At 65.3% G+C, this 21,733-nt stretch carries 21 protein-coding genes and 1 pseudogene; 13 read left to right on the forward strand and 9 right to left on the reverse strand.

Features of this window, described 5'->3' with window-relative positions:
* Window positions 1-70: 70 nt before the first annotated feature.
* Complete coding sequence (locus CI805_RS14480) at window positions 71-2,626, reverse strand: TonB-dependent receptor (RefSeq protein ID WP_260924739.1); 2,556 nt, start codon at window positions 2,624-2,626, stop codon at window positions 71-73.
* 209 nt (window positions 2,627-2,835) lie between these two features.
* On the opposite strand from CI805_RS14480, the gene CI805_RS14485 reads away from it, so the two are divergent.
* Complete coding sequence (locus tag CI805_RS14485) at window positions 2,836-3,525, forward strand: response regulator transcription factor (RefSeq protein WP_260924741.1); 690 nt, start codon at window positions 2,836-2,838, stop codon at window positions 3,523-3,525.
* A gap of 124 nt (window positions 3,526-3,649) precedes the next feature.
* Here the strand turns inward: CI805_RS14485 and CI805_RS14490 are convergent, their stop codons facing one another.
* Window positions 3,650-4,909 (reverse strand): aspartate kinase, encoded by a 1,260-nt coding sequence (locus tag CI805_RS14490; RefSeq protein ID WP_409934907.1) that lies wholly within the window; start codon window positions 4,907-4,909, stop codon window positions 3,650-3,652.
* Between the two features lie 89 nt (window positions 4,910-4,998).
* On the opposite strand from CI805_RS14490, the gene ubiG reads away from it, so the two are divergent.
* Window positions 4,999-5,787 carry a bifunctional 2-polyprenyl-6-hydroxyphenol methylase/3-demethylubiquinol 3-O-methyltransferase UbiG gene (ubiG, locus tag CI805_RS14495; RefSeq protein ID WP_260924743.1) on the forward strand — a complete coding sequence of 263 codons (789 nt, stop codon included), beginning with the start codon at window positions 4,999-5,001 and terminating at the stop codon, window positions 5,785-5,787.
* Window positions 5,788-5,970: 183 nt separating this feature from the next.
* Here the strand turns inward: ubiG and CI805_RS14500 are convergent, their stop codons facing one another.
* The 3 genes from CI805_RS14500 to CI805_RS14510 form a co-directional block, all read right to left on the reverse strand.
* Entirely contained in the window at window positions 5,971-6,312 is a 342-nt protein-coding gene (locus CI805_RS14500) for an arsenate reductase (protein ID WP_260924745.1), read from the reverse strand.
* 271 nt (window positions 6,313-6,583) lie between these two features.
* Window positions 6,584-7,042: a hypothetical protein gene (locus CI805_RS14505; RefSeq protein WP_260924746.1), complete on the reverse strand. Its 459-nt coding sequence runs from the start codon at window positions 7,040-7,042 to the stop codon at window positions 6,584-6,586.
* A gap of 89 nt (window positions 7,043-7,131) precedes the next feature.
* Window positions 7,132-7,434, reverse strand: coding sequence for an antibiotic biosynthesis monooxygenase family protein (locus CI805_RS14510; RefSeq protein ID WP_260924748.1), 303 nt, complete (start codon window positions 7,432-7,434; stop codon window positions 7,132-7,134).
* 135 nt (window positions 7,435-7,569) lie between these two features.
* Between CI805_RS14510 and aroC the strand changes: the two genes are divergently transcribed.
* Complete coding sequence (gene aroC / locus CI805_RS14515; protein ID WP_260924750.1) at window positions 7,570-8,682, forward strand: chorismate synthase; 1,113 nt, start codon at window positions 7,570-7,572, stop codon at window positions 8,680-8,682.
* Window positions 8,683-8,806: 124 nt separating this feature from the next.
* Window positions 8,807-9,553 (forward strand): NYN domain-containing protein, encoded by a 747-nt coding sequence (locus tag CI805_RS14520; protein WP_260924752.1) that lies wholly within the window; start codon window positions 8,807-8,809, stop codon window positions 9,551-9,553.
* An 11-nt stretch (window positions 9,554-9,564) separates the two neighbouring features.
* Here the strand turns inward: CI805_RS14520 and CI805_RS14525 are convergent, their stop codons facing one another.
* Window positions 9,565-10,446, reverse strand: a complete 882-nt coding sequence (locus CI805_RS14525; protein WP_313958506.1) for a GGDEF domain-containing protein — start codon at window positions 10,444-10,446, stop codon at window positions 9,565-9,567.
* A gap of 267 nt (window positions 10,447-10,713) precedes the next feature.
* Here CI805_RS14525 and ahpC point away from each other — a divergent pair, with 267 nt between their 5' ends.
* The 5 genes and pseudogenes from ahpC to CI805_RS14555 all read left to right on the forward strand — a co-directional run bounded on the left by ahpC (window position 10,714) and on the right by CI805_RS14555 (window position 14,979).
* On the forward strand, window positions 10,714-11,280 hold the full coding sequence (gene ahpC, locus CI805_RS14535; RefSeq protein ID WP_260924754.1) for an alkyl hydroperoxide reductase subunit C: 567 nt from the start codon (window positions 10,714-10,716) through the stop codon (window positions 11,278-11,280).
* 197 nt (window positions 11,281-11,477) lie between these two features.
* A pseudogene (ahpF, locus tag CI805_RS14540) lies at window positions 11,478-13,105 on the forward strand (alkyl hydroperoxide reductase subunit F).
* A 203-nt stretch (window positions 13,106-13,308) separates the two neighbouring features.
* On the forward strand, window positions 13,309-14,109 hold the full coding sequence (locus CI805_RS14545) for a tetratricopeptide repeat protein (protein ID WP_260924756.1): 801 nt from the start codon (window positions 13,309-13,311) through the stop codon (window positions 14,107-14,109).
* 68 nt (window positions 14,110-14,177) lie between these two features.
* A complete protein-coding gene (locus CI805_RS14550; protein ID WP_260924758.1) occupies window positions 14,178-14,363 on the forward strand; it encodes a hypothetical protein in 186 nt (61 codons plus the stop codon).
* 247 nt (window positions 14,364-14,610) lie between these two features.
* Complete coding sequence (locus CI805_RS14555) at window positions 14,611-14,979, forward strand: hypothetical protein (protein ID WP_260924760.1); 369 nt, start codon at window positions 14,611-14,613, stop codon at window positions 14,977-14,979.
* Window positions 14,980-15,004: 25 nt separating this feature from the next.
* On the opposite strand, the gene CI805_RS14560 is transcribed toward CI805_RS14555, so the two are convergent.
* From CI805_RS14560 to CI805_RS14570, 3 genes are all read right to left on the reverse strand, one after another.
* The gene (locus CI805_RS14560) at window positions 15,005-15,607 is read right to left on the reverse strand and encodes a Smr/MutS family protein (RefSeq protein ID WP_260924762.1); all 603 of its coding nucleotides are present in this window, start codon (window positions 15,605-15,607) and stop codon (window positions 15,005-15,007) included.
* Window position 15,608: 1 nt separating this feature from the next.
* Window positions 15,609-16,910 (reverse strand): murein transglycosylase A, encoded by a 1,302-nt coding sequence (locus tag CI805_RS14565; RefSeq protein WP_409934908.1) that lies wholly within the window; start codon window positions 16,908-16,910, stop codon window positions 15,609-15,611.
* A 137-nt stretch (window positions 16,911-17,047) separates the two neighbouring features.
* A complete protein-coding gene (locus tag CI805_RS14570; protein ID WP_260924764.1) occupies window positions 17,048-17,731 on the reverse strand; it encodes a Tim44/TimA family putative adaptor protein in 684 nt (227 codons plus the stop codon).
* Between the two features lie 359 nt (window positions 17,732-18,090).
* On the opposite strand from CI805_RS14570, the gene secB reads away from it, so the two are divergent.
* From secB to CI805_RS14590, 4 genes are all read left to right on the forward strand, one after another.
* Window positions 18,091-18,588, forward strand: a complete 498-nt coding sequence (gene secB / locus CI805_RS14575) for a protein-export chaperone SecB (protein WP_260924766.1) — start codon at window positions 18,091-18,093, stop codon at window positions 18,586-18,588.
* An 82-nt stretch (window positions 18,589-18,670) separates the two neighbouring features.
* The gene (gene murJ / locus CI805_RS14580) at window positions 18,671-20,236 is read left to right on the forward strand and encodes a murein biosynthesis integral membrane protein MurJ (RefSeq protein WP_260924768.1); all 1,566 of its coding nucleotides are present in this window, start codon (window positions 18,671-18,673) and stop codon (window positions 20,234-20,236) included.
* 63 nt (window positions 20,237-20,299) lie between these two features.
* The gene (gene trpS, locus CI805_RS14585) at window positions 20,300-21,319 is read left to right on the forward strand and encodes a tryptophan--tRNA ligase (protein ID WP_260924770.1); all 1,020 of its coding nucleotides are present in this window, start codon (window positions 20,300-20,302) and stop codon (window positions 21,317-21,319) included.
* 25 nt (window positions 21,320-21,344) lie between these two features.
* Window positions 21,345-21,719 carry a hypothetical protein gene (locus CI805_RS14590; protein WP_260924779.1) on the forward strand — a complete coding sequence of 125 codons (375 nt, stop codon included), beginning with the start codon at window positions 21,345-21,347 and terminating at the stop codon, window positions 21,717-21,719.
* The last annotated feature ends 14 nt before the right edge of the window (window positions 21,720-21,733 follow it).

Here is a 21,733-nt window from a genome sequence, read left to right on the forward strand (position 1 = left end):
AAGGCGCCGCCCCATAAGGGACGGCGCCTTTCTCTTTGGGTCACTCCCACCTACAGGCAGGAATGAAAGATCAGAAGTTGACCTGCGCTTCCAGGCCCCAGGTGCGCGGCGGGTTGAAGTTGCCGTAGTCACCCAGCACACCGGCATAGCTGGTCGAGGCCAGCGTCGAACCGTTGTAGCTCAGCGTCGGCACCGAGTTCGCGTCCGAGCGGCGGTAGATGTGCTGCTCGTTGAACAGGTTGCGCGACCATACCGAGACGGTCAGCTTCTGGCCGCCGGGGCCCATCTGGATATCGGCCAGCGCGATGCGGGCGTTGACGATGAAGCTGGGGTCGGTCTTGGTGCTCTCCGCCTCGAAGCTGTACTGGCTGCTGGCGTAGTTGGCATCGATGTGGAAGCGCAGGTTGGTGTCGCCCGCGCCCACCGGCAGGACGTAATCCGCCGAGCCCGATGCCGCATTCTTCGGCGTGTAGACGATGTACAGCGACTGGGTGACGCCGGTCAGCGGGTTGGTCGCCGTCGGCTTGTCCCAGTAGGTGTAGGCATAGGATGCGTTCAGCGTCAGGCCCTGCACCGGTGCCAGCGTCAGGTCGGCCTCGATGCCGCGGATATGGTTGGTGCCCTGCGCGTTGATCGCCTCTTCAAGGTGCGAGTTGTAGGTCGGGCTGCTCGGGTCGGTATCGTAGAGGTCGAAGTCGAACTGGGTGTTCTTGCGATCCATCATGTATCCGGCCAGGTTCAGGCGGGCGTGATGGTCGAGGAAGTCCATCTTCGCGCCGACTTCGTAGGCCTTGACCGTCTCCGGACCGAAGGCGTCGAAGGTCTGCGAACGATCGTCCGCACCGCCGGCGCGGAAGCCCGACGAGTACTTGGCGTAGAGGTGGATGTCCTGCGTCGCGTCGAGGGCGATGTTCACCATCGGGTCGAAGCGGCTGATATTGTTCTTGAAGCTGAAGTCGGTGACGATGCCGTTGACCATCGTCAGGTTGCCGTGACGGTCATCCTTGGTCCAGCGGCCACCGCCGGTGATGTGCAGCATGTCGAGGCCCGCCGGGGTCCAGGTCGCCTGACCGTAGACGGCGTAGTTATGGTCGGTCGCCCAGCTGTTGCGGGTCACGAACTGCGAGCCGTCCTGCCAGCCCTGGTTCTTCGACGTCACCGCGCCGGAAACGTTGGGGCTCAGGATCGTGTAGCCGGTGCCGTCCGAATTCCACAGGTTCGACGAAGGCGTCGCGGCGTATTCGGAGGCCTGCTCGGTATAGTAATAGGCACCGAAGACGTAATCGATGGTCGAGCCGATCGAGCCGACGCCCTGGAATTCCTGGCTGAACTGGTGCTGGCGCAGGAACGAGAGCGAATAGCGGCTGAACTTGCCCGAGTTGCTCGTGGCAAGGTTCTCACCCGCATACGAGGGCGAGTACGGCACGCGCTCGGGGCCGCCCGAGTTGTCGTACTGGTCGGTCGAAACGCCGCGCCATGCAGTGATCGAGCGCAGCTGGAGGTGCGGGGCGACGTCCCAGTTCACATGCGCCGAAACGCCGTGGGTCTTGTCGACGCTGGGCTGCTGCGGCACGCCGACATCGGCGACCGACTGGCGCTTGGAATGCGTACCGACAGCCGAGGCCTTGGGCGCGATACAGGCGTTGGTGACGCCGCCCGCACCGTTCGAGACGTTGCACTTGGCGCCGTTGTAGTAGAGCACCGGATCGGTTCCGGCGGCGGTCTGGACATAAGTGCCGACGTTGTACCCGTTCGGGTTGTAGTTCAGCAGCTGGCTGTACATCGGGGTGTTGTCGTCTTCCGCCTGATCGTAGGAGAAAGTCGCCGAAAGCCCCTTGAACGGCTCCCACTTGGCCTGGATGCGGCCGCCCTTCTTGTCGTAATAGTTCCAGCCGGTCGACCCTGCGAGCGGGTCCTTCACGGTCGGGTCCTGGTGCTGGTAGACGCCGTCCATCTTGATCGAGATGTTGTAGAACTCGGGCAGGTTGAGGTGGATCTCGGCATTCTTGCTGCCGTAGTTGCCCACGCCCGCAACCACGCGCCCGCCGAACTCACCGGTCGGCTGTGCGGTGACGATGCTGAGCGCACCGCCCTCGCTGTTACGCCCGAACAGCGTGCCCTGCGGCCCCTTGAGCACTTCGATGCGATCGACGTCGAACAGGGCAGCGTTCAAGCCCTGCGACTTGCCGATATAGACGCCATCGACATAGACGCCCACGCCCGCATCGCGCGCGGTCTGGTTCTGGTCGTAGGGCACGATGCCGCGAATGCCGACCGTCAGCGCCGACTGGCGCGCCTCGAAGGTGGCGATGCGCAAGGACGGGATCGAGCCGTCCGCAAGGTTGATCAGCGTCTGGACGTGGCGGTCGGCCATCGCCTGATTGCTGAGCACGCTCATCGAGATCGGCGTCTTCTGAAGGTCGGTCTCGCGCTTGGTGGCGGTGACGACGATCTCGCCAAGCCCCGGTCCGGTAGCCGTACCGTCAGTAGCAGCCGCGTCGGTCGCGGCCGTGTCGGCAGTGGCGGCAGCCGTTCCGGCAGCGCTGTCCGCCGCGAAGGCCGGATTCGATGCCGCAAGGGCGAAGGCACAGGCCGAAAGGCCGAGATAAACGGAAATATTCCTCACGAAATGGCGCTCCCTGGCAAACCTGATGCGCGGGGAAATCGCGGTTTTCTGCGGTCTTGATCCGCCCTGCGCCCCCTGCGCTGTTTGCGCCACTACGCAACATGCATGTCACATTCGCGGTCGTTTCCTCATCAAGTTGCTACGTTCATCTTACGTTTTGTTGCAGACGCGCAATGGGCCAGAAACGTCTCTCTCGGATTCGTACCACCATGCTGAAATTCGGCCAGATTTTGCTAACCTCCGGAACCGACGATCATATCGCCTCGGTTTACGATGCCTTTCTCAACCTTCAGGCCAAGGTCGTGGACGTTCAGGATCTGCTGGGCGCCTCGATGGATGACGGCACCTGGATCTTCGTCGACTGGCTACTGCCGATGATGGCGGGCCTGCAACTGGTGCGGCTGCTGCGCGAATCGCCGCTTACCCGCCGCGCGCGAATCTCGATGGTGCTGCCCGAGGCCGATCCGGCGCTTCAGGCCCGCGCCATCGCGGTGGGCGCCGACGATTACATGCTCGGCCCGCTCACCCCCGGCGCGCTGGTTGAGCGCATGCGCACCTATCGCGGCATCCAGCCGACCGACGATACCCAGAACGTGCAGATCGGCGAACTGGTGGTGAACGTGGATGCCTATTCCACCCGCTATCGCGGCAAGCCGATCACGCTCAAGACCGGCGAGTTCCGCCTGCTGGCCCATTTCGCGGCGAACCCGAACCGGGTGTTCACCCGCAGCCAGCTGATCGGCGTGCTGGGCAAGAGCGTGAACGTTACCGACGAGCGCACGGTGGACGTCTGGGTGAGCCGCCTGCGCTCCACGCTCAAGAGCCACGGCGTGCCTTACTCCCCGCGCACGGTGCGCGCGTTCGGCTATATCATGGACTTCGATACCGACGTCGCGTGATCGGGCTGGAGTCGTCGTAGACACACAAAAAGCGGGGCGCATCGGCACCCCGCTTTTTTCATGCATCCCGCCTGTGCCCTGCCGCCCGCTCCGGAAAGCAGACCGCCGAGAGGCAGCGCCCGGATCAGGCCGTCGCGTCGAGGCCGTAGGCGGTGTGCAGCACGCGCACGGCCAGTTCGGTCTCGTCGGCGTCGATCAGCACCGAGACCTTGATCTCGCTGGTCGAGATCGCCTGGATGTTGATCCCGCGATCGGCAAGCGACTTGAACATCGTGCTGGCAACGCCTGCATGGCTGCGCATGCCGACGCCGACGACCGAGATCTTGGCGACGTTGTCGTTCGAGATCAGGCGGTAGAAGCCGATGGCCTCCTTGCGCTCTTCGAGGATCGCCAGCGTGCGGACGAGGTCCGACATCGGCGCGGTGAAGGTGACGTCGGTCTCGCCCTTGTCCTTCGCCACGTTCTGGATGATCATGTCGACGTTGATGTTCGCCTCGGCCAGCGGGGTGAAGATCGATGCCACCGCGCCCGGACGGTCGGGCACGCGGGTGAGAGTGACCTTCGCCTCGTTCTTGTCGGCGGCGATACCGGTGATCAGCTGGCGTTCCATATCACTTCCTTCAAGTTCTTCGTCGCTGACGATCATCGTTCCGGGCAGGGTATCGGCGGCAGGCGCATTCTCGTCGATGAACGAGGAGAGCACCTGAACGCGCACGTTCTCCTTCATCGCCAGGCTGACCGAGCGGGTCTGCAGCACCTTCGAGCCGACCGAAGCCAGTTCGAGCATTTCCTCATACGTCACCAGCGGCAGCTTCTTCGCCTTGGCGACGATGCGCGGGTCGGTGGTGTAGACGCCGTCGACATCGGTGTAGATGTCGCAGCGGTCGGCCTTGACCGCCGCCGCCACGGCGACAGCCGAGGTGTCAGAGCCGCCACGGCCCAGCGTGGTCACGCGGCCTTCGGGCGATACGCCCTGGAAGCCGGGGATCACCGCGATCTCGCCCGCCGCCATCGAGGCGAGCATGGCCTCGGCGTCGATCTCCTCGATGCGCGCCTTGGCGTGGGCATCGTCGGTCTTGATCGGCACCTGCCAGCCCAGCCACGAGCGCGCCTTGCAGCCCATCGCCTGCAGCGTCAGCGCCAGCAGGCCCGATGTCACCTGCTCGCCCGAAGCGACGACGACATCGTATTCCGCCGGATCGTAGAGCGCGTTGGCCTCGCGGCAGAAGTTGACCATCCGGTCTGTCTCGCCCGCCATGGCGGACACCACGACCGCGACTTCGTGGCCGGCTTCCTGCTGGCGTTTCACGATACCCGCCACGCGCCGAATTCGCTCGGTCCCGGCCATCGAAGTGCCGCCGAATTTCATCACGATACGTGCCAAGGTGCCGTTGCTCCCTCGAAAGTCAGAATCGTGCGTCAGAATGAGCGCACGATGTGGATATGTTTCGGGCGCGCTGTTAGGGGGGACTCATGGACAATGCAACTGCCTCTGACGTCGCGCCCGAAACCACACCTTCCGCCGCAGCGACCTCAGCCGCTCCGGCGACCATCCGCCCCGAAGAAGCCGAGCGTTTCGGTGCCCTTGCTGCCGAGTGGTGGGACCCGAAGGGCACCTCGGGCATGCTCCACAAGCTGAACCCGGTGCGCCTCGGCTTTATCCGCGAGGCGATCGATTCGCATTTCGCAAGCGATTCGCAAGGTATCCGCCCGCTTGCCGGACGCCGCGCGCTGGATGTCGGCTGCGGCGCCGGGCTGCTGTGCGAGCCGCTCGCCCGCCTTGGCGCTGCCGTCACCGGCGTCGATGCCGCCGCCGAGAACATCGCCGCCGCCGCCGCCCATGCCGCAGCGGGCGGCCTTGCCATCGACTATCGCCACGGCGAGATCAGCACGCTCGGCCTCACCGGCTACGACCTCGTCTGCTCGCTCGAAGTGATCGAGCACGTCGCCGACAAGACCGCGTTCCTCAAGGCACTGGCAGACACGCTCGCCGACGACGGGCTGATGGTGCTCTCGTGCCCCAACCGCACCGCCGTCTCGCGCCTGCTGCTGGTCGAGGCCGCCGAGCGCCTCGGCAAGCTGCCGCGTGGCATGCATGACTGGAGCGCCTTCCCGACGCCCGAGGAGCTTGCTGACCTCGCCGCCGAAGCCGGGCTCGAACTCGGCACGCCCAGGGGCATCGCCTGGCGCCCGAGCAAGGGCCTGCACCTCTCGGACGACCTCTCGCTCAACTTTATCGTGACCGCCCGCAAGGCGCGCTGAGGCGCGGGCGGTCGCCGGCCCGGCGTCCCGCCTTTCCCTCGTCATCCCGGACCCGATCCGGGATGGCGCTCCTGCCCCCAGCCGCGAGAGGCAACCGCAGGAGACAGCCGGGCCCCGGATCAGGTCCGGGGCGACGAGATGCTGATTTCGTTCACTGTTTGCATGTGAAAGCCTGTCGCCCGATCAGCCCAGCGCCGCTTCCCACTCAGGCTCCTTGAAGCCCACCAGCACGCCACCGGGGTATTCGACCACCGGGCGCTTGATGCAGCTGGGATGGGCGAGCATCACGGCGATCGCCTTGCCCGCATCGAGGTCGGCCTTGTCCGCCTCGGGCAGCTTGCGGAACGTGGTCCCCGCCCGGTTGAGCACCTTTTCCCAGCCCACGGCGGCAACCCAGCGCGTCAGCTTCTCCGCGTCGGCGCCTTCCTTCTTGTAGTCATGAAACGCATAGTCGAGGCCCTTGGCCTCCAGCCACTTGCGCGCCTTCTTCACCGTGTCGCAGTTGGGAATGCCGTAGAAATCCATGGTCGTCCTTCGATCGGGAGAGGCCGCATCCGCCCCTCAGGTTGACACGGTTTACACAGTCCAGAGCGAAAGTGTCACCTTGGAAGGCGAAACCGCAGATTTGCGGGAAGAACACCTAATCTGGGAGCAGGCGAAACTGTCATCTTGTGACGGGATGTTGTGGATCGGGATCATGCACAAAGGTGTACCGCAAGGCGCGGCTTGTAGGACAGTGGCAGTCTGAGGGTCGCCTTCTTATGCCGCTCCGCTGATGCTAATTATCAGTCTATAACTATCTACCTAAGATACGCTGCCACAGAGTTTTAGGACGCATTGCAGGATTGCGAGCTTTCGCTTGCTGCACCATCTTATAGATTTCTTCGCTTTCACGATCTGCAAGATTTGAGAATTTTTGCATCTTATAATGGTCAATACCCTGTAACATCTCTCTTATCTTTGAATTATCGTCTTTGTTGATCTGAAAATCTTCCGGTGACGGCAGGACGAGGGATGCTCCGACTCCCTCCTGATACCCCGCGAGAATAACCGCAGTCGCGCCAAACAACTCTACAACGCCTTTATCTGGATTTGTAGCAATCTGCTCTTCAAGAGCTTGGAGTAAATCCTTTTTGGCAAATGGCAGAAGCGCAACGTCGTGGACTATTCCGGGAGGAGGCGCCTCTAACAAATCCGCCAGAGCCAAAATCATACTCATTTGACGAGCACGCCTTCCGGCTACGGTTTCAGTCATTACGCACCGCACTTTTCCATCTGCCATCCTTCTCTCCAAAACAGACATTAAAAAGACTGGCAGAAAGAACAAAATGGCGCAATGCCCCCTCACCCACCAAATCGCTGCACGCGGGGCTCGGCGCACGTGAACATCGTGTAGCTCTCGTAGTATTCCAGACGGCCCCGGCCCTGCACCAGCGCGTGTTCGGGGTGGCGGCCCCAGCCTTGTGCGTGGGCCTCGCTTTCCCATTCGGAAATCGTCACCGTCTCGCCATCGGGCGCCGCATAGCTTTTCACTGCAAGGAAGCCGGGCTGCGCCTGCGCCAGTTCGATCATCCGCGCGGCGTCGGCGGTGTAGGCGGCAGCGTCATAGTCGGCACGCTTGCGGCTGCGGAAGACGTTGAGGTACATCGCGGGTTCTCTCACTCTCACTATTACGCGCGTTACGCCGCACGCGCCTCCGGCTTGCCGAAGATTGCGCGCTCTGATGCATCGACGCGTCGCGGGCCATGGACTTTTCGCGCGCGGCCATGCAAGGGCGCGGACATGTCCGTCAATACGTTTGGCCGCCTGCTGCGGTTCACCACCTGGGGCGAAAGCCATGGTCCCGCGATCGGCGCGGTCGTCGACGGGTGCCCGCCGGGCCTCGCCATCGACGAGAGCGTGATCCAGCCGTTCCTCGACGCGCGCCGCCCCGGCCAGTCAAAGTTCACCACGCAGCGCAAGGAACCCGACGCGGTGCGCATCCTCTCGGGCGTGTTCACCGCGCCCGACGGCGTGCAGCGCACCACCGGCACGCCGATTTCGCTGATGATCGAGAACGTCGATCAGCGCTCGAAGGACTATTCCGAAGTCGCGCGCGCCTATCGCCCCGGCCATGCCGACTATGCCTATGACGCCAAGTACGGCTTTCGCGACTATCGCGGCGGCGGACGCTCCTCGGCGCGCGAGACCGCCAGCCGCGTGGCTGCAGGTGCGGTGGCGCGGCTGGTGATCCCCGAAGTCACGATCCTCGCCTACGTCTCCGAGATCGGCGGCGACATGATCGATCCGGGCAAGTTCGACGCGGCCGAGATCGGCAACAATCCGTTCTTCTGCCCCGATGCCGCTGCGGCGAAGCGCTGGGAAGTGCTGGTCGACGATGCGCGCAAGAGCGGCTCGTCGCTGGGCGCGGTGGTGGAATGCGTCGCCACGGGCGTTCCCGCCGGTTGGGGCGCGCCGCTCTACGGCAAGCTCGATGCCGACCTTGCCGCCGCGATGATGGGCATCAACGCGGTGAAGGGCATCGAGATCGGCGACGGATTCGCCGCTGCGCGCCTTTCGGGCGAGCAGAACGCCGACCCGATGCAGCCCTCCTTCGAGACCGGCCCCGACGGTGCGCCCGAGTTCCTGGCGAACCACGCAGGCGGTATCGCAGGCGGCATCTCCACCGGCCAGCCGGTGACGTGCCGCGTGGCCTTCAAGCCGACCAGCTCGATCCTCACCCCCCAGCCGACCGTGGCGCGCGATCCCGCGACCGGCGCCTATTCGGCCACCGAGATGTTCACCAAGGGCCGCCACGACCCCTGCGTCGGCATCCGCGGCGTGCCCGTGGTCGAAGCGATGATGGCGCTGGTGCTGGCCGACCACAAGCTGCTCCACCGGGGCCAGTGCGGGTAAGGAACAGGCGCGAGTAAGGACAGGCAAGGGAGGCAAACGCGGGGCGGCATCGACCGCGCACGATTTCCATCTTTTAACCTCGCCGGTTAAGACAGCGATGCGGGCCATGGTCCATAACCGGGCCATGGCTTCCGATCCCGACCGCCCGAAAAAGCTCGCCGTCCTCATCGACGCCGAGAATGCATCGCACCGTATCGCCACCGGCCTGTTCGAGGAAATCGCGACGATCGGCGAGGCCAGCGTGCGCCGCATCTACGGCGATTTCAGCGGCCCGCAGCTCAAGGGCTGGGAAAGCCGGCTCTCCACCCACGCAATCATCCCGCAGCAGAACTATGCGACGGTCGCGGGCAAGAACGCCTCCGACATCGCGCTGGTGATCGATGCGATGGACCTGCTGCATTCCGGGCGGTTCGACGGGTTCTGCCTCGTCACCTCGGACAGCGACTTCACCCGCCTCGCCGCGCGCATCCGCGAACAGGGCGTGGACGTCTACGGCTTTGGCGAACAGAAGACGCCAAAAAGCTTCCGGCAGGCCTGCAAGCGCTTCATCTACACCGAGAACCTGTGTCCTCCGGAAGCTGTCGCGGAAGTCGCGGCGGCCAGCGCCAAACCTGTCGAGAAGCCCGGCGCTGCGCCTGCAAAGCTGCCCCCCACCAAAGCGATTCCCCTCATCAGAACCGCTCTCGGACAGTTGGATGACGCAGACGGATGGTATTCGCTGAGCTCAGTCGGCGCGCGCCTGAACATGCTCTCCCCTGACTTTGATTCGCGAACCTTCGGCTGCACCAAGTTGGTCACGCTGATTGAAAAGGCGGGTATGTTCGAGATCAAGCGTGATCCGTTGAGAGTCTCCATCCGCCTCAAGCCGTAACGCCTGTGCCCCTACCCCCGCCGCGCCGTCTTGTCGCGATAGAGCACGGCGTCGGCGTGGGTGAAGATTTCCTCCGGATCGGCGAAGGCGCCTGCAGGCGTCAGCGCGAAACCGCTGGAGGTGCCCATTGCCACCATCTCGCCATGCCAGGGGAACGGCGCGGCGAGCAGCGGGGCGGCGCGGGCCAGCCGGGCGGCCAGCGCGATGCGATCGCGGCGGGCGTCGCTTCGCAGCAGCACCGCGAACTCGTCTCCGCCGAGCCGGGCGATCTGCACCGCATCGGGGAACAGCGCGCGCAGGCGGCGGGCAAAATGGACGAGACAGGCATCGCCCGCCAGATGGCCCCAGCGATCGTTGATCGCCTTGAACCCGTCGAGATCGAACAGCACCAGCGCGCCGAGCCCCTGCATCCCCTGCCCGCCGCGCGGCTGGTCGAGGAAACGCTCGTGGAAGGCAGTGCGGTTGGCGAGGCCGGTCAGCGCGTCGTGATAGGCCAGACGGCGCAGCGTTTCCCATTCCTCGCACTCGGCGGTGATGTCCTGCTTGACGCCGTAGATGCCCAGCGTTCGCCCTTCGACCACCTGCGGCATCGCGGTGATCCGCATCCAGCGCCACTGCCCGTCGTTGCGGCGGATGCGCGCCTCCAGCGTGAACGGACGCGCCGCCAGAATCGCGGAGCCGCGCACCCGCTCCAGCGTTTCGCGGCAGGGCTCGTCGTAGAAGCCCAGCGTCTCGCGCCGGTCCAGCCGATGGCCGGGATCGATACCGAAGATGGAATAGACGCCGGTGTCCCAGCTGATCCTCTCGCGCCCCAGATCGCACGACCAGCTGCCGAGCACGGGACCACCGTCAACCGCACCACGTCCCGAAAATGCAGCAATGGCCGTGGACATGGCGGACGAAAGGCCCCGGAAAGATCACTAATATTCACTGCGTAGGGGAAAATTGGTAAATTCTGAATTAATTTCGCCGCCTGCCCCGCAGTTTCCGGCGCTTTGTCCCAAGGCCTGCCCCGTTTTATCGAAACATCCGGTCAATCACCCATCGGGTAATCGCCTCTTTCGATCAGGCCAATCGGATCAAGCCCCTACAAACCGTCACGCGGCCGGACTATCTCCGTCGCATCAGTTTCACACCACCCAACACAAGGGAGCATATCCATGGGTATCGTCGGCAGCACCATCAAGCCGTTCCAGAACACCGCCTTCCAGGCCGGCAAGGACTTCTTCGACGTCACCGAGGGTGACATCGCAGGCAAGTGGGCCGTCTTCTTCTTCTACCCGGCCGACTTCACCTTCGTGTGCCCGACCGAGCTGGAAGACCTTGGCGAGCAGTACGAGACGCTCCAGGGCCTCGGCGTCGAAGTGTTCGGCGTTTCGACCGACACGCACTTCAGCCACAAGGCCTGGCACGACACCTCGGAGACCATCGGCAAGCTGAAGTACGCGTTCCTGGGTGACCAGAACCACGCGCTGACCAACAACTTCGGCGTCCTGCGCGAAGGCGTTGGCCTGGCCGACCGCGCGACCTTCGTGGTCGATCCGGACGGCGTGATCCAGCTGGTCGAAATCACCCCCGAGGGCGTGGGCCGCAACGCCAAGGAACTCGTCCGCAAGATCAAGGCCGCCAAGTACTGGCGCGAGCACCCCGGCCAGGTCTGCCCGGCCAAGTGGGAAGAAGGTTCGGAAACCCTCGCTCCCTCGCTCGACCTCGTCGGCAAGATCTGATTTGAACTGATCCGACTGGATCTGTGCAAGCCCAACAAACCTTCGTCACCCCCGCGCAAGCGGGGGTCCAGCTCCTGAGGTTCGCCCTACAGGAGAGCGCTGGAGCTGGATTCCCGCTTGCGCGGGAATGACGAGGTTTTTGCGGTTGGGGCGCACGGTCTGGCGGACATCCGCCCCAACTTATTAAGGAACCTCACATGCTCGACGCCACCCTGAAGCAACAGCTCTCGCAATATCTCGCCATGCTGCGCGAGCCGATCGAGCTGGTCGCCTCTCTCGGCGACGATGCCCAAACTTCGGCGAAATCAGCCGAGACCCGCGAGCTGCTGACCACCATCGCCTCGCTCTCGGACAAGGTTACGGCCACTTTCGACGGCACCGATGCCCGCAAGCCCAGCTTCCTGATCCGCCGCGCGTCCAACCCGGATGCCGCCGTGCGCTTCGCAGGGCTGCCGCTCGGCCACGAATTCACCTCGCTGGTGCTCGCCCTGCTGTGGGCAGGCGGCCATCCCCCAAGGTTTCCGACGAAGTGCTGGAGCAGATCCGCGCGCTCGACGGTGACTACAATTTCGAGATGTACTTCTCGCTCTCGTGCCACAACTGCCCCGACGTGGTGCAGGCGCTGACGCTGATGGCGCTGAACAACCCGCGCGTCACCGCTACGCTGGTCGAGGGCGGCACGTTCCAGGCCGAGGTCGAGGAACGCGGTGTGATGGCCGTGCCCGCCGTCTTCCTGGACGGCAAGATGTGGGGCTCGGGCAAGATGAGCGTCGAGGAAATCCTCGCCAAGCTCGACACCGGGGCTTCGGCCAAGGCCGCCGCCAAGCTTGCAGAAAAGGCGCCGTTCGAGGCGCTGGTGATCGGCGGCGGCCCGGCTGGCGCGTCCGCTGCGATCTATGCCGCGCGCAAGGGCTTTCGCACCGGCATCGCTGCCGAGCGCATGGGCGGTCAGGTGCAGGACACCATGGGCATCGAGAACTTCATCTCGATCCCCTACACCGAAGGCCCCAAGCTCGCCGGTGCGCTGGAAGCGCATATCGCCGAGTACGACATCGACGCGATGAACCTGCTGCGCGCCGAAAAGCTGATCCCAGCCAGGGAACTGGGCGGCTATCACGAGGTCGTGTTCGAGAACGGCGCCTCGCTGAAGGCCCGTGCGCTCATCCTCACCACCGGCGCCCGCTGGCGCAATCTGGGCGTCCCCGGTGAGGCCGAGTACAAGAACAAGGGCGTGGCCTATTGCCCGCACTGTGACGGCCCGCTGTTCAAGGGCAAGCGCGTGGCGGTGATCGGCGGCGGCAACTCGGGCGTCGAAGCGGCGATCGATCTGGCCAACATCGTCGGCCATGTCACGCTGATCGAGTTCGGCACCGAACTGCGCGCCGATCAGGTGCTGCAGACCAAGCTGCGCTCGATGGCGAACGTCGTGGTGCTCACCAATGCCCAGACCACCGAAGTCACCGGTGACGGCAGCAAGGTGAACGGCCTCATCTACAAGGACCGCGCCAGTGGCGAGGATACCCGCATCGAGCTGGAAGGCGTGTTCGTCCAGATCGGTCTGGTGCCCAACACCGAATGGCTCAAGGACTCCGGGATCGAGCTGACCAAGCACGGCGAGATCGTGATCGATGCCAAGGCCGCGACCAACCTGCCCGGCGTGTTCGCCGCAGGCGATGCGACCACGGTGCCCTACAAGCAGATCATCATCGCCATGGGCGAGGGATCGAAGGCCGCGCTGTCCGCCTTCGACTACCTGATCCGCAACGAGGCACCGGGCGAGATCGCGCAGGCCTTCCAGGCCCAGAAGGAAGCCGTCACCGCCTGAGGCGGGTGCCGCGAATCGAATGAGTAAAAGGGGAACAAGCCCCATGACGGAAACGGGCGCGGACCAAATCGGTCTTGCGCTCGTTTTCGCGTCCTACCGGCGAACCGTGCGCGCGCGCCCCGTCGCCGATGCACAACCGCTTGTCGCGCACCATCGGCTGGGGTTAGCATCGCCGGAAGACGCAAACGACAGGAGACGGCTTGATGCGGCACACGATCTGGAAGAGCGGCGTGACGCTGGCCCTGACCCTGGCCCTCGCCGGCAGCCTGGGCACGTCGCTGGCCTGCGCTGCCGAAACCCCGCAGCAGGCCCCGCCCGCCGATCCCGCACAGCAGGCCGTCCAGCGCGCGGTATCGCTGATGTTCGACAAGAAGGAGCCGGAAAAGGGCATCGCCGCGATCGAACCGCAGCTTGCGGCTTTCAGCAAGCTCGCCGATGCCGCCCGCGCCAAGGGGGACGGCAAGGGCAGCGCCTTTTGCGCGATGAGCGAGCCGGAATGGAAGCTCTACGACGACATGGCCACGCGCGAGGGCAAGCTGCCCACGATCCTGCCCGGCTACGTCTGTCAGGCCTATTTCTTCACCGCCTATGCCCAGACCGAATTGGGCCGCAAGACCGACGCGCTGGTGACGCTGGAGGCGCTGCATGCGCTGGCGCCCTACAACCCGCAGTTCCTCGTCGAACTGGGCTATGCCCAGCGCGAGAGCGGCGACGTGACCGCCGCGCGCGCCAGCTATCAGGCAGCGATCGATGCCTCGCACTGGCTGGAGGGCGGCACGGCCGAAGACCGGCAGGGCGTCACCCACGCCCGCGCCGCCGCCTGGCGGGGCCTGGGCTATATCCTGATCGATCAGGGCGATCTCGACGGCGCCGAAAAGGCCTATCGCGAATCGCAGGTGGACGAGCCCGACAACGCGATCACCCGCAACGAACTCACCGTGATCGCCGAGCGGCGCACGGCCGCCAGCGCGCCCGCTGCGACGGGCGTTTCAGCAGGATCATAGCGCCCCGGAAATATGTTGCGCGGCGCCTCGGGTTGAAAATTTCGTGCAAATGCATTATATCGCGGAGCATGAGCAACACTATTTCGGACTTCCACCGCTTCGCCTATCGAGACGAAAACTTCCACGAACTGCGCAACTATTGCGAAGACAACGCGATCTGGATTTGCCAATCGCTGCGACGCGCAGGCCCCATGACTTTCGCGCTGACCAGAAATGCCGAAGTCGCCAGCGACCTTCACGCGCGTTTCAGCTGATATAGTCATTTTCTGACAAGAATAGCGCGCGCCTTGGGCAGACGAATAGGCGGATATCACGCACAGCGCTAATCACAGCGTCATCCCAGCGCAGGCTGGGATCGTCATGTGCCTGGCGCGAATTTGAGAGCGATCCCAGCCTGCGCTGGGATGACGCAAGAGGGGGCCTCCGGCAAATCTTGCCCGGCCCCTCCCCACCTTTTGCCTCCCCCTTGCCTCCTTTGCCCCCTGCCCCCACATCGCAGGCATGCAGCCACACACCCGCGCCATGCTCGCCGCCGCCACCTATGCCTTTCATTCGGGAGAAAAAGTCGCCGGGCTTTACGATCATTCGGAACAGCGCGACCGCGAAATCGCCGCCGAGGCGCGGGTCGATCGCCTTCAGGGCTTCGATGGAGATCGCGCCGCGAAGTTCGGCGGTATCCTTCCCGAACTGCGCGACGAGGGCGATCAGGCCTTCATCTCGTTCGAGATCGTCGGCCCCAATGCCAAGGGCTATGACCGGGGCAGCGGCCATTTCTACGCCGCCGAAGTGCGCGACCGCACCGTGCAGGTCTACGATTACGGCGTGGAAAGCTGGTTCGCCTACGAGATTCAGGACCGCCCGCCCGGCTGATGACGGCGCGGACGACCTCGCTCGATTACTGTGATTTCCTGAGCACCACGTACAGCGCGCCTGCCCCGCCATGGCGGCGGTGCGCGCTGCGGATCGCGACAATCTGCCCGGCATGCTCGCTCGCCCCCAGCCAGTCGACGATCTTGGCGCGGATCGCCCCGCGCCGGTCGCCCCGGTCCATCGCATCGACCGGGCGCGCCTTTCCCGTCACCACGAGCACCACGCGCGCGCCCATCGCCCGCGCCTGCGCCAGACCCAGCATCAGCCGCGCATAGGCGCTCTCCAGGTTCGATCCGTGCAGGTCGAGGCTAAAATCGGGCATCAGCGTACCCTTGGCGATGCGCCGCTCCCACGACCCGTCGAGATGGAGTTGCGGTTCGGTCTTTGCCGCGAGCTTCACCGGCACCGGTTTGGGCGCGAGCGGCGGCGGCACCCGGCCCTTCACCTTGCGGGCGGGCTTGAGGGGGATATCCGCCGGCATGACCATGACCGGCACCTCTGCAGGCGGCGCGGACGGCGTTCTGGCGACCACCTTCTTGCGGCGCAGGGCAAGCGGCGTCACCGAGCGCGCGACGCGTGCCCAGTCTTCCGCTTCCTGTGCCGTCAGGTTCCGCCCCGGCCGTTTCACATCAGTGTCCTGCCTGCCCGCCTAAGACCTGACCGCCCGAGACCTGCCCAGCAGCCTGAAGCCGCGCGAGCGTACCGACCGGCAGCAGCAGCAGCGCCCGGCCATGGCCGCTCATCCCGCCTGCCGTTACCGTCGCCTGCGCACCTGCGCCCCAGAACGTGTCGAAGCGGTTCGCGCCCTTGATCGCGCCGCCGGTGTCCTGCGCCACCCACACCCCGCTCGCCTCGCGGCGGTCGAGATCGAGCCAGACCGGCGCGCCCAGCGGCACGAACTGCGGGTCTGCCGCGACCGAGACGTGTCCGCGCACCGGCACGCCCAGCGCACCGAGCGGCCCATCGCCCACGCGCTCGGCAAAGAACACCCATGACCGGTTCTGCTGCATCAGCAGGCGCCCCTCTTCGGGGTGATCGTGGATATAGCGCACGATCCCCTGCATCGATCCGGGGTATTGCCCCGGCCCGGTGCCGATCAGCCCCTGCTGCGCCATCACCGAGCCGATGCCGGTATAGGGCCAGCCGTTCTGCCCGGCATAGCCGATGCGCATCACTGCGCCGTCCGGCCCGACAAGACGCCCCGATCCCTGAACCTGCAGGAAGAAGAACGCGACCGGGTCCTGAACCCAGGCGATTTCCAGCCCGCGCCCGGCCAGCGCGCCGTTCTCGATCTGGGTGCGGTCGAAATAGGGCACGAACTGCCCCGTCTCGTCGTAGCGCCCCAGCGGCATCTGCCCGCTGGCGGACGGCGTGGCGTCTCCCGGCTTTGCGCGCACCAGATCGGAAGGCATTGCGTAGACCGGCGTGTCGTAGCCCGGAACATGGGTGCGCGATCCGGCGATCTCCGGCTCGAAGTACCCGGTGGCGAAGGCCGTGCCCGGCCCCACCCGGTCGGCCTCGAAATACTGCGCGAAGAACTGCGGTGCCTGCGCCGGTACCCATGTCGCCGCTGCGGCGCAGGCCGGTTGCCAGTCCTGCGGATGCGTCAGTCCGCTGACATCGGTACGCGCCATAAGCCGCGGGCAGCTCTCCCTGAACGAGGCAAGCGCGGCGGCGGCATCGGCAGCCTCCATCGGCAGCGCGGCGACCAGAGGCCCGGCGGCGACGCCCACCGACAGCGCATTGGCAGGCGGCGGCGGAAGCGGCTTCGACGGCGGCGGCGTGGTCGAAGGACCGCCCGGCGGCACGATATGCCCGCACGAGGCCAGCAGCGCCAGCAGTGCGGCAGCAATGCCCTTGCGGATCGTCGGCTTGGCGATTGAGGCCTTATCGTCGGCTCGCCCGTAGCGCGCCTGCATCGTCGATCTCATGGCGCCGGTTGCCCCTGTCATTCCCTGTTCCCACAAACGCAGCGGGCCGCCCAAGGCGACCCGCTCGGTAATTTCCGAAATTGTACGTCAGGCGCACCCCCAATCGGCCAGCGCCCCCAACTCGCAGCCCTCAGCCCTTAACCCTCGTCGGTTTCGTCGAGCAGCCAGTCGGGCGCGGGCGAATTGACGTTGCGCGCGAAAGTCCACACGTCGATCGAATCGATGGCATCGTCGAGCGAGCCTGCCACCACATGGCCTTCGGCATTGCGGGTGACCGCAGCGACGTCCGACTGGAAGCGCACGGTGATGCGCGCATAGCCGCTGTCGATCTCGGCGCCGGTGATGGCGCTTTCCTCGATACGGATCAGGCGGTTGTCCATCACCTCGCCAGCCTCGGCGCGGGCATCGATGGCAGCCGCGAAGCTGGCATAGACGTCATCGTCGCACAGGCTGCGCAGTTCGGCCTTGTCGCCCTTCCAGAAGGCTTCGAGGATCATGCGATAGGCACCGCGCGCGCCTTCGACAAAGGCGGCGGCATCGAAACCGCGATCGGCGCCCGCGATCGCCACCAGTCCGCGCTCAACCGAGGCGGAGACGCGCGGCATGTCGGGGCGAGCAGCGGAGGCGGCACGCTCGGCCGGGGTCTTGTCCTGATGGCGGACCGGAAGCGGCAGGCGCGGCGCACCGGCGGGGCCGCGCGGCTCCTGGAAGCGCCCCTGGATCGGCTCTTCCTCGTGCTCGGCACGGCGCCCCAGCACCGAGTAGAGACGCAGCCCCAGGAAGGCGGCGATCATGGCCAGAATCACGATTTCCACAGTCACGGCAGCAAAACCATCCCTTCTGTCCCGCGCGGGCAGCTGAGGATGGCTGGGCATCCCGCCCGCACGGCCTGTAAAATCGCACCCTTCCTCAGGTGCGCTTCCGGGATCAGTACCGAGTTCCCGGACGAGTCTTCATAGCCCCACATAGGTACGCTTGACAAATGAACAACGCGTGAGCGCAGTTGCCCGTAGTGTTTTTCGATAATGCACAGCGCACGAAAGCCATGCAGGTTCCCGTATCGCGCCGGTTGTTTCTTGGCGATTCATCGGGAAAATGCGCGCAACAGTGTTCCAAGCCTGCGCAAAATGCTCTAGTCGCGCCGGCTGACCTAACTGCAATCCAGCGGGAATCGAACCTCATGGCCGACGAAGGCAACGTCCTTTCCGATCTCAATCTCGACGCCGACAACCAGCCGGTGGCGGGCCTTATCGCCCAATACGTCAAGGATCTCTCGGTCGAGAACCCGAACGCGCCGCAGAGCTTCCAGTGGCAGGACGCGCCGCAGGTAGACGTGCAGTTCAACATCTCCTCGCGCGCCATCGAGACCGATGAAGTGCATGAGGTCGAACTGAAGATCACCGCCACCGCGCGCGCCGATGCGGGCACCGCCTATGTCGTCGACCTCGCCTATGGCGCGCTGGTCGGCATGCGCAACCTGCAGGAAGGCCAGGCCCACGCGTTCCTGTTCGCCGAAGCGCCGCGCATCCTGTTCCCGTTCGCCCGCCGCGTGGTGGCCGATGCCGTGCGCGATGCCGGTTTCCCGCCGCTGCTGCTGGAGCCGATCGACTTCAACGGCCTCTACGCCCAGCAGCTTGCCGCACAGCAGGCCGGCGGCGACGTGGCCGGCCACGCCTGACCTGACACCGCCGGGGTTTCAGCGATGATGCCCCGGCGCCCTTTTCCGACGGAAACCCGTCAGACCTCATGAGCCTGACCCGATGAATCTGGCGAAATCGCTTGCCGGTGTCGGCGGGCTCACTCTGATCAGCCGCGTGCTCGGCCTGCTGCGCGACAGCCTGTTCGCCCGCTATGTCGGCGCCGGTTTCGCCTCGGACGCCTTCCTGCTCGCCTTCCGGCTGCCCAACATGTTCCGCTCGCTGTTCGCCGAAGGGGCCTTCGCCTCGGCGTTCATCCCGCTGTTCAACCAGAAGGCCGCCGACCCGGACGGCCCCGGCCTGAAAGCAGGCATCACCTTTGCCGAACAGGCGCTGTCGGTGCTGCTGCCGGTGCTGCTGGCGATGACGGTGCTGCTCGAAGTGCTCGCCTGGCCGATCACGCTGGCGCTGTCGGGCGGCTTCAACGGCGTCACGCCTGCCCAGTTCGACTTCGCGGTGGAACTCAGCCGTCTGACGATCCCCTATCTCGGCTTCATCAGCCTGACATCGCTGTTCGGCAGCGTGCTCAATTCGATGAACAAGTTCTGGGTCAATGCCGCCGCGCCGATCCTGCTGAACCTCACCCTGATCGTCGCGCTGCTGGCCTTCCACAGCCACGAACAGCTGATGACCGCGCGCAACCAGGCGATCGGCGTCTCGGTGTCCGGCGCGCTCCAGCTGGGCTGGCTGATGTGGGCCTGCCGCGCCAACGGCGTCTCGATGCGGCTGCGCCTGCCGGTGTGGAATGCCGACGTGAAGAAGCTGCTGGCGCTGATCTGGCCCGCCGCTGCCGGGGCAGGCGCGATGCAGATCAACCTCGTGATCTCGAACTTCCTCGCCGCCGGTTTCCTCGCCCACGGCTCGGTCACGTACATCTACATGGCCGACCGCCTGAACCAGTTGCCGCTGGGCCTGATCGGCATCGGCCTTGGCACCGTGCTGCTACCCACGATCTCGCGCCAGCTGGGCGCAGGGCAGGAGGCCGACGCGATGACCACGCAGAACCGCGGCATGGAACTGGCGCTGCTGCTCACCCTGCCCGCCTGCGTGGCGCTGGTGCTGTGCGGCCGCCCGATCGCCGCCGCGCTGTTCGGCTACGGCAAGTTCGATCCCACCGACGTCACCCGCACCGCACAGGCGCTTGCCGCGTTCTCGATCGGCCTGCCCAGCTACATCCTCGTCAAGGTGCTGACCCCCGGCTTCTACGCCCGGCAGGACACCAAGACGCCGGTGCGCTACGCGATGATCTCGATCGGACTCAATATCGCACTGAACCTCGCACTGATCGTGCCGCTCCAGCACATGGGGCCGCCGCTGGCGACCGCGCTGTCGTCCACGGTCAATGTCCTGATGCTCTACCTCACGCTGGTGCGGCGCGGGCATTTCCAGGCCGATGCGCGCCTGCGCCGCCGTGCCCCGCGCCTTGCCGTCGCCGCGCTGCTGATGGGCGCGGCGCTGTGGTTCGCGCAGGACTGGATGATGCCCTATACCCACGGAACGTGGCTGGTGCGCGGCCTTGCGCTGGCGGTACTGGTCGGCGCGGGCTGCGTGGTCTATGGCCTCGCCACCGTGCTTTCGGGCGCCTTCACCCGCGACGACCTCGCCCTGCTGCGGCGCCGCCGCGCCTGAACGCCTGACACTCAGACGCCCGCACCCAGACGACAGACACATAGAAGAAGAAGCGAACCACCCATGCGTATCCTCTCCGGCATCCAGCCCACCGGCAATCTCCACCTCGGCAACTACCTTGGGGCGATTCGCAACTGGGTGCTCATGCAGGACGAGATTTCCGCGCAAGGCGGCACCTGCCTCTACTTCCTGGCCGATCTCCACGCGATCTCGATGCCGCACGATCCGGCCACGCTGTCGGCCAACACGCGCGAGATGGTGGCGGCGCTGGTCGCCTGCGGGCTCGATCCCGACCGCTCGATCCTGTTCAACCAGGCGCAGGTCCCCCAGCACGCCGAGCTGCAATGGCTGCTCAACGGCACCGCGCGCACCGGCTGGCTGAACCGCATGACGCAGTGGAAGGACAAGGCGGGCAAGAACCGCGAGGGGGCCTCGGTGGCGCTCTACACCTATCCGGTGCTCCAGGCCGCCGACGTGCTGCTCTACCAGTCCACCCACGTTCCGGTGGGCGAGGACCAGAAGCAGCACCTCGAACTGGCGCGCGACATCGCGCAGAAGTTCAACAACGACTTCGCGTCTGAAGAGAACCCGGTGTTCACCCTGCCCGCACCGATGATCCCGCCCGAAGCCGCGCGGATCATGTCGCTGCGCGATGCCTCGGGCAAGATGAGCAAGTCCGACCCATCGGACATGAGCCGCATCAACCTGACCGACGATGCCGACACGATCATGCAGAAGGTCAAGAAGGCCAAGACCGATCCCGAACCGCTGCCCTCGGAGATCGCCGGGCTCGAAGGCCGGGCCGAGGCGAAGAACCTCGTGGCGATCTATGCTGCGATGTCGGGCTCGACCATCGAGCAGATCCTGACGGATTTCGGCGGTGCGGGCTTCGGCACGTTCAAGCCTGCGCTGGGCGAACTGCTGGTGGAGCGCCTCGCGCCGATCAACGCGCGCTTCGTGGAACTGCGCCAGGACCGCACCGCCCTCGACGCGATCTTGCGCAAGGGCGCCGAAAAGGCCCGCGCGCTCGCCGTGCCGACGCTGGAGCGCACTTACGAGGCGCTGGGGCTGGTTCGGGGCTGAGGCTAGGCGGGAGGCAGGCAGACTTGTGATCGAACCGGACAAGGCGCATCATTCCACCATGTCCGCTTCGACACCATCGATCGCAAACCTGCCGCCTGTCCCCGTAACGCTGGAACCAGCCGAGGCTGCGTTTATCGTAAGCGCCGTACGGAAGGTTTTCGGCAACGATGTAATGCTTCGCCATTACAGCACACGGGCAGATGATTTAGCCTTGCATATCGAAACGGCATCCGAGCCCAACGGCCTCAAACGTTACGATTTCCTCGGCATCCTGATGACCCGGATCGACAGGCCGATCCATATCGAAGTCAGCCGCCCCGGCGACCGGGTCAAAGGCAATGCCAAACTGGCCTATCGATATGGCGTCGTTCTCTACGCACCGCCCACAGAGCAGCCGTAACGCTAAAGGCTAAA

The organism is Novosphingobium sp. 9, from assembly GCF_025340265.1.
Classification (GTDB): Bacteria; Pseudomonadota; Alphaproteobacteria; order Sphingomonadales; family Sphingomonadaceae; genus Novosphingobium.

Excerpts from the sequence above, each read along its gene's own strand:
- CI805_RS14485 (WP_260924741.1), top strand. The coding sequence starts at position 2,836 with ATGCTGAAATTCGGCCAGATTTTGCTAACCTCCGGAACCGACGATCAT.
- ubiG (WP_260924743.1), top strand. The coding sequence starts at position 4,999 with ATGGACAATGCAACTGCCTCTGACGTCGCGCCCGAAACCACACCTTCC.
- CI805_RS14500 (WP_260924745.1), bottom strand. The coding sequence starts at position 6,312 with ATGGATTTCTACGGCATTCCCAACTGCGACACGGTGAAGAAGGCGCGC.
- CI805_RS14505 (WP_260924746.1), bottom strand. The coding sequence starts at position 7,042 with ATGACTGAAACCGTAGCCGGAAGGCGTGCTCGTCAAATGAGTATGATT.
- CI805_RS14510 (WP_260924748.1), bottom strand. The coding sequence starts at position 7,434 with ATGTACCTCAACGTCTTCCGCAGCCGCAAGCGTGCCGACTATGACGCT.
- aroC (WP_260924750.1), top strand. The coding sequence starts at position 7,570 with ATGTCCGTCAATACGTTTGGCCGCCTGCTGCGGTTCACCACCTGGGGC.
- CI805_RS14520 (WP_260924752.1), top strand. The coding sequence starts at position 8,807 with ATGGCTTCCGATCCCGACCGCCCGAAAAAGCTCGCCGTCCTCATCGAC.
- CI805_RS14525 (WP_313958506.1), bottom strand. The coding sequence starts at position 10,446 with ATGTCCACGGCCATTGCTGCATTTTCGGGACGTGGTGCGGTTGACGGT.
- ahpC (WP_260924754.1), top strand. The coding sequence starts at position 10,714 with ATGGGTATCGTCGGCAGCACCATCAAGCCGTTCCAGAACACCGCCTTC.
- CI805_RS14545 (WP_260924756.1), top strand. The coding sequence starts at position 13,309 with ATGCGGCACACGATCTGGAAGAGCGGCGTGACGCTGGCCCTGACCCTG.
- CI805_RS14550 (WP_260924758.1), top strand. The coding sequence starts at position 14,178 with ATGAGCAACACTATTTCGGACTTCCACCGCTTCGCCTATCGAGACGAA.
- CI805_RS14555 (WP_260924760.1), top strand. The coding sequence starts at position 14,611 with ATGCAGCCACACACCCGCGCCATGCTCGCCGCCGCCACCTATGCCTTT.
- CI805_RS14565 (WP_409934908.1), bottom strand. The coding sequence starts at position 16,910 with ATGAGATCGACGATGCAGGCGCGCTACGGGCGAGCCGACGATAAGGCC.
- secB (WP_260924766.1), top strand. The coding sequence starts at position 18,091 with ATGGCCGACGAAGGCAACGTCCTTTCCGATCTCAATCTCGACGCCGAC.
- murJ (WP_260924768.1), top strand. The coding sequence starts at position 18,671 with ATGAATCTGGCGAAATCGCTTGCCGGTGTCGGCGGGCTCACTCTGATC.
- trpS (WP_260924770.1), top strand. The coding sequence starts at position 20,300 with ATGCGTATCCTCTCCGGCATCCAGCCCACCGGCAATCTCCACCTCGGC.